Origin of the sequence: Cocleimonas flava, from assembly GCF_004339015.1 — a bacterium.
GTDB lineage: Bacteria > Pseudomonadota > Gammaproteobacteria > Thiotrichales > Thiotrichaceae > Cocleimonas > Cocleimonas flava.
In genome coordinates, this window is sequence record NZ_SMFQ01000004.1 from 611,977 (window position 1) to 619,802 (window position 7,826).

The 7,826-nt window shown below is 42.1% G+C and carries 2 protein-coding genes; both read right to left on the reverse strand.

What is annotated here, in order from left to right; all coding sequences use genetic code 11:
- Positions 1–60 precede the first annotated feature (60 nt).
- Positions 61–3,714 carry a TonB-dependent receptor gene (locus EV695_RS14520; protein WP_131906698.1) on the reverse strand — a complete coding sequence of 1,218 codons (3,654 nt, stop codon included), beginning with the start codon at positions 3,712–3,714 and terminating at the stop codon, positions 61–63.
- A gap of 94 nt (positions 3,715–3,808) precedes the next feature.
- A partial coding sequence (locus tag EV695_RS14525; RefSeq protein WP_207907094.1) for an Ig-like domain-containing protein occupies positions 3,809–7,826 on the reverse strand: 4,018 nt, incomplete at its 5' end.

Here is a 7,826-nt window from a genome sequence, read left to right on the forward strand (position 1 = left end):
CAATAAAAAAGCCCACATTTCTGTGGGCCATTATTGATTAAACTTAAAGCGCAGTTTGGATTAGAACTTACCCACCAAGTTGATAAACCACCCTTCTGCATCTCCACTTGTATTGCTTAAATCATCGTCAAAGTTGGTAAAGTTATAACCGATTCCAACCTTCATGTTTTCATTAATATGACGATCAACGGAAATCATAGCACCATGCTGTGCGTCTTGTGACTCATCAGAATTCATCCAATGATACTGAGCCATTGCATCCCATTTTTTATTCAGGTGATAAGTAACACTTGCAGCCACTAGGGTCGCATCATTTTTCTCCCAAGAACCTGAATCTCGATCAGTGCGAATTTCTCCTAATTTGTGAGCCATTTTTCCACCAACTTGCCACTTTTGATTGAGTTGATAGGTTGTTTCCAGACTCGCTATTAACGACTTTTCATCAGCCTCTGTACTTTGCGAGATAGGTTGTAAATCATAAAGATAGGTTAAACGACCAAGAATATTTAATCGGTCATTATCAACTGGTCTAAATGCAAACCCAAAACCTACTTCTGCAAATTTGGCATCATTACTATTGCCGATAATATCTTTGGTTACCGAGTAATTCACTTTACCCTGCAAGCGTAACGAAGGGCTTAACTGATAATTTAATCGATTAGTTGTGACCCATTGTTCCGTATCTTCAGGGACAAGATTAGTTTGTCCTTTGTCTCGACGATATTCTAATCGTGAGCTTCCTGTGCTTTTCCCTTTTTCATACGTCAAACCGACTGAGAATGCATCACGATCTGTAATTCCACCGTCTTCTTTATCTAGTCGAACCGTTTGGACAGATGCGCTTAGCGTAATATCATCGTCATACTCGTGATCAATACCGAAGGTATGACCGAGTCCCGACTGCTTGTCTTCATGAGTAAATTGATGCTCACTAAAAACTTTCAATCGATTACTGATAGATTTGCGTTGACCGACCGTGAATAGGTTTCCTTGATCACTGCTATCATCTGTCGATAGGGTGTAATTGGTATAAACCGTATGATCTTTACTCACTTTGTAGTCAGCACCTAAAGTAACCGCTTCGCCACGATCACCTGTACTGAATTCTGCGTTAAGATCAATTTTATCGTTTAATTTGGCTTTTGTTCCAAGTGTAATCAGATCATTAGAGGTATAAGCGCCGCTCTTGCTCAAGGTGCTTTGTGCGATAACATAAAGATTGATATCTTTATTCACATCGTAGCCCACTCTGAATGCAGCTAATGTGCCTTCCCCATCAATCGATTCGGAGGTGTTTACATTTTCGCTTTGATCTTCTTCTTTGATGTGCCTGACTTCAGCACTCAATGTCACTTTATCATTCAAGGTATAGTCGGCTTGAACACTTGCGGTGGTGACTTTGCTGATATCTTTTTTATCTAATAAAGTGGATTTAGCGGATAATTTCATCGCTTTCATTGTTTCGATGATTGCTTCTACACCAGCTCCAACCGTTTCAGTGCCCTGTTCTAATCGCGCACTTGAAAACCCTGCGTCACGATGGCTGTACCAGGCACCTAAAACCCCTGTATGTTTACTAAAGTCTTCAAGGTTTGCACGCGCCTCAAAACTATAAGCAGTTCCCTTTTTATCTGTTAATCCATCATCAGAGATCAAGTCATTAAAATTGAGACCACCATCGATAGACTTAAAACTACCCGCAGTTTGCAAAGATTCACTTTCAGCATATTCTGCCGTGAAATATGTGCCTTTGGATTTCTTCAGTGTGATGTCAACGCCCTGTAAATCGTAATCATCGTTATCGCGATTTTCATGAGCGTAAGTGCCACCAACTGCAAAATGATCATTTAACCAGACTTTGCCACGTGTTCCGTAACTGGCTTTATCGCTTTCAAAATCATCCGGCACATACTCGTAATCAACCATTAGATAAACTTGGTCGCCATCTAAGGGATTGTCTTTAACTAAAGATGGGCTTGCTTGTTCTGCAATTTGCAATAACGGACGATGCAGAATGATGCGACCTTGGTAGTCATCAATTTCATAATCTCGCCCCTCTTCCATCACGATGGTTTCAATGGCGCGTTCACTGTTTCGATCGCGCACTTCTACCCAGACTTTCTCTGAACCCACCACAATGTCTGTGTCTTTTAAATAGTAGAGACTTCCACCAGTTCCTAGAAACTGATTATGTCTAAAGGCGCTTTGAGCCTCTGATGCAAACACCGTAACATCCGTTTTATGATCACCGTCGCTAGTGACCTGAGTACTTTTATGGCTTAACTTTGCTCCGTATAAACTGCGGTTGAATGAACTCAACTCGGTGCCAGTCATGTCCGTATTAAAGTTACCCCAGAGTGCACGTGACTTATCCCAATCGACACGTACATACATCTTACCCTGACTGTCTGTATCATCGATGATGGTTGAGTCGTCACCATAGACGGGATAATACTGGTCTGGATCTAAACGTCTGAATAGACTTTGTGAGTCTTTCTTATGAATATCATCAAACAGATCTTCAATGTCTGCGGTACCTGTATCCATCTGAGCCGTAACCAGGTATTTACCTTTTACTTTTCCTTTCAGATAAAAAGCGATACGACCATCAACAAAAATATCACCTTCCAGATACTTATCCCCATCGGTTAATGTTTCCAGATTATCAGAAACGCTACCTTCCCCAATTGTGACATCAGCCAGCCCCACCATAAACATATAGCGGCCATCTACATCAACATTGAGTTTTTTACTGTAGCTGGCTTCATTATTTTCAGTGATTTCAACATTAAATTCGTGTTTACCTTCTGGGAGTAATCGTTCTACGACAAAACGATTTTCGGTGATTGTTACCTTTTCCCCATCAATGGATATTTGATTGTGATCGAAGATATCGTTGCCAAACAAACGAATTCTAGACCCGTATAAAGGAATCGTCTGTCGATCGAGATTATTTTCAACACTTTGTGTACTTACCGTATCGGTTTCGAAATTACGACCCGGTCCTTGAAGGGTAATTGTGCGAGCATTGGTTGTATCACTGTGCCCCGTTTTATTGCGAACGGTTAATATATATTTTAATTCATCACCTGCTGTGAGTTTTTCTCCTTTTTTGACATCACCATTCCATGCGATTGTCTGACCGTTGATGAGATTTGAGCCACTAAAACTTTTTAATGGTCGACGCTCGTCTTCATCAGTGGCTCTGTATATATCTAATTCCCAGCTATCGATAAATGCTGCATAGTTTGTATTTAACGTAAATGTGACGTCTGATTCAAATGCATTGCCTGAAAATTTCACATCTTTATTTGTTGATACATTCAACAGTGGCGTCAAGGAAACAGGATCATTACTGACCCAGATGATTCCGCCTTCTCCTAATCGAATAGTCCTTGCATCATTTGAATCCGCTGACTTTAAAGGGTCTGTTTTTTCAGGCTTAACTGTGTAAGAGACAGTTTTATCTGCAGCCTGCTTTTTTACCACTTTAATCGAATAAGAATCGTTGGTGTTTTCATCACTTTCAGTTGCATGTGTGATCACACAAACACTACACATAACAAGACCAAACAACGCTTTACCAAATTTTGGTGCGCTATTGAATGGCTTCCTGGTATCAACATTAGTGCCCAGATTGATACCTAAATCATTGCCCGACTTGGTGCTCAAATTGGTAATTAAATCAGTCTTTACTGTTAGTCTTGTATTCATTATTAAACCTGTTCATCGTTGGTCTTATTTTTATATTTTTGAAATAGCAGACATCCATGTCTTATGCTTTTTATATGTTCTCTGAGTGTTCTATTTAGTGAGCTTCCACTTTTACCTGTCCCATAAGATTTCCTAATTTCTTATGAAGTGCTTTTCTCACTACATTTGCCCGCAATCTAGTCAGAGCCTTATTCTTACCAGATTTGATTTGAATGATTGCGCTTCCATGTTCTTTTACGGCTGCAGCGATCTCATCCAACACTTTTAGATTACCCGCTAAGATATTCACTTGATTGCTCACAAAGAAGTCACTTTTAAGAATAACTTCGACAGTCATCTCGCTTTCAATCACACCCCCCACCTTTGGGGCACTTTTTTCTGTTGATTGTGTGTTTGAAGACTGTTGGTTTGGTAATTGAATACCAAAGTTAATCTTACTCAGCGCAGAGCTTGTGACACGAAGCACCCTTGGATTCTCAGTAGTAAAACGAGAGCCTTTAGGTAAGGTAGTCACATCAACTTTAATAATAAAGTTTTTACCCCAGCCACGACGACCACCATCTACATCCGGTATGTGATAACGACCGTAACTATCGGTTTCAATAAGGAGACCTTCAGCTGTAGCAAGACGCACACCTGGAATACCTTCTTCATTAATTCCGTAGTTTGTCATCGTAATTTCAAGAACATCTGTGTCTTTTGCAGGAACACGTTTCGATTTGATTGGTGTCTGCGTTGGCACACCCCGGATTCTACGTGTCGTTACACGAATATCCTGAGCGGTAAGACCTCTCCTCTTCTCACCTCTATGAGCTGTCTTAACCCGACCCTGGTTATCCACTGTAATTACCGTGCCTTGTTGAGTCGTAACCTTGAAGTCATTCTTCTTCGAATAAGGCATGCGAACAACTCTACGGTATTTACCGGGATCATCGTTGGCGCTGATACGACCGTTAAGTCTGCCAAGGTTTAAACTATTCCAACCAAAGTAATCACTTTTCACCGTAAGACCAGTGACACTTGCTGGATCTTGATAGCCATCACCATCACGGTCATGGAATACTTTACCTATCAAGGTAGATTGATCCAATACACTGTCAGCAACGACCGCAACGGTCGCGGTAGCGATATTACTAGCAACATCGCTGTCAGAGTCTGTAGCAAATGCCTGACCTGTATTCACAGCATTCCCCTGGTTTGCTGTGGTACCTATTTTAGCGATATAGCCTATCTGTACGACTTCTTTACCATCCAATGCTAATGGGCCAAAACTTATTGCGTCAGTACCTGTTGCTTTAATTGTTGTAACAATATCGTCATCAGTACCTATGCTTTTGTCTTCTCCTGCTCTTGTCAGTTTTGCTTCATTTGATACAAATTTAAAACCTTTAGGTAAATCATTTCGAACGTCGACATCAATACCATCTTCCTCAGTATTCTCAGCACGTATCGTGTAGTAAAGCTGGTCTCCCACACTGACTTGCTTTTTGCTCGCAGATATACTCATTAATATAGTGTCATCAGCTATGTCTGCTTGACGTGCTATCTCTGAATCCAGCGCGATATGGTTATAGATCACATTGCTGTCACCCGAACTCATTGAGAAATTCATATAGTAGGTTTTATCTTGATCACCCTTTGGAGCATCAGGCTGACCCTGCACTTCACATCTGCCGCTATTATTAATTACATCAACAGTACAACGAGACTCATTTGAATCACTGTCATAAACACCTGCTTGCGGAGGTATTATCGTACTATTTGTGAAGTAACCAGCGGGAGCAGATAGCACCTTGATCGTATAGGTTTCATTATTTTGACAACTTGAGTGCGCAGCTGGGTTTACATCAAAAGCGTATATTCCATCTTCTGTTGTCACCTGATTTTGCTGGCCTTCTCCCAGACAACTATCACTCACCGCAGTACCTTGAGAGTTAACTAGTTGTATGGTTACATCAGCTAACTCCTCACTAGTTGCACTGTCATACATGATACCGCTGGGGTCTACTGATAAGAGTAAGTTGAGTACTTGTCCTGATGTTAAAGAACCTTGTGTAGACTTGACTCCAATCAACGTGCCATTGGTATTAAAGAGCTCAATTGAGTATTCCTGTGGAATTAAACCTGTTACTGAATAACCACCCTGACTATTTGTAGTAGTCGATGCTACGACTTCACTATCGTCATTCTTGATCTTTAGTGTCCATCCGGACTTGAGTGTCTCACTAGCGTCAATCGTATTATCTTGATCGCTGTCTAGCCAAACAGCCCCTTCTAGTGCAGCAGGATCTTCATAATCAATTGTTACCGTTGCTACATTTGACTCAAGTCCAGTTGTATCTTTGACTGTATAACTGATAGGTGTAGGATCTAACAAATAACCAGTTATTGGGGTAAAGGTAATATCACCAGTTGTTGCATCCACTGTCCAGTTACCCTCGCCGCTTACTAATAGCGAAGTGACAGAATTACCAGATGTATCACGCAACGTTACCGTTTTAGGATCAAGGTTATTATCCGCATCAATATCGTTACCAACAGTATGAATAGTTACTGTTTGCCCTAAAGGTTGATCATCCATTTTGTCATTATTAGCAACAGGAGCAGATTCAGCATCTATAGAACCTGAAGCAGAAATACTGGTGCTGTTACCATAAGCATCAGCAACCGTTGCATTAACTGTATAATCACCATTCGCCATCGATGATGGAACTTCAACTGAATACGAACCGTTAGGAAGAACTGTTGCAGATATTGTTTGTATAACACCTGAACTATCTCTAACCGTTATAGAAACTACCGCCCCTATTTCATCACTGCTACCAGTAAGTCCAGGTGTTGCATCCGAGGAATTACTAGGTGCTGTAATTGTCAAGCTTGGTGCTACAGAGTCTGTATTCAAAGCTACTGAAGCACTATCACCTGTGTTACCTGATTCATCAGTAATCTGAGCTTCAATCGTAAATGTGCCGTTAGCAGGAATATCTAAAGGGTCCACAATGACATTAACTGTACCACCTGAAGATTGTTCTGTTGTCAGTACGATCGTGTGATCAGCTAAGCTGTCTCCATCTGTATCAACCGTCAAGACATCACCTGCAACAGTCCCCGCTGGTGTTGTAATCACAGCTGTAATACCCGCTGAAATTTCACTAGCCGACAAATAACCATCTGCGCCATCTACAACGTTTATCGTAGGAGCTGAAGGAGACAAGTTATCCGTATAATAATCAGTTACAGGAGGAGAAATTTTTCCTTCGTCATCTGTTTGGTTCGTTGATACCGTTCCCGACGGTTGTGTTGCCACTGAGGTCACTGGGCCAAACGTACCATCTGGTTGAATTGTCGCTGTACCCGTAGTGTTGTCAGGGAACGTCACGGTAGCCGTATTTCCAGGTTCACCGGTTCCAGTGATACTTATCGTACCGTCAGGGTTTACCGTAATCACTTGCGTTGGTGCGTCAGGCGCTGATAGATCTGTGAACAAGTCAGTAGTCGGTAATGAAGTATTCCCACTCGGATCTGTTTGTGTGGTTGTAACTTCACCTGAAGTTTGTGGATTTGTAGATGTCACTGGACCGAACGTGCCATCTGGTTGAACTATTGCTGTATCAGTCGTTCCATCTGGATATGTAACAGTCGCAGTAGCACCCGGCTCACCCGAACCTGTAATGGTTAAAGTACCATCAGGATTAAGTTCTATAGTCTGCGTTGGTGCATCTGGTGCAGTTGTGTCTGTATAGGTATCCGTTACCGCCGGCGAGATGTTATTCGCTGGATCGGTTTGGGTTGTTGAGACATCTCCTGAAGGCTGTGTTGCCGTCGAGGTTACTGGACCAAAGCTACCGTCTGGTTGAATTGTCGCTGTACCGGTCGTGTTATCCGGGAACGTCACGGTAGCCGTATTTCCAGGGTCACCCGTTCCAGAGATACTGAGTGTACCGTCAGTGTTTACCGTAATCACTTGCGTTGGTGCAGCTGGTGCTGTGGTGTCTGTATAGGTATCCGTTACCGCTGGCGAGATGTTATTCGCTGGATCGGTTTGGGTTGTTGAGACATCTCCCGAAGGCTGTGTTGCCGTCGAGGTTACTGGACCAAAGCTACCGTCTGGT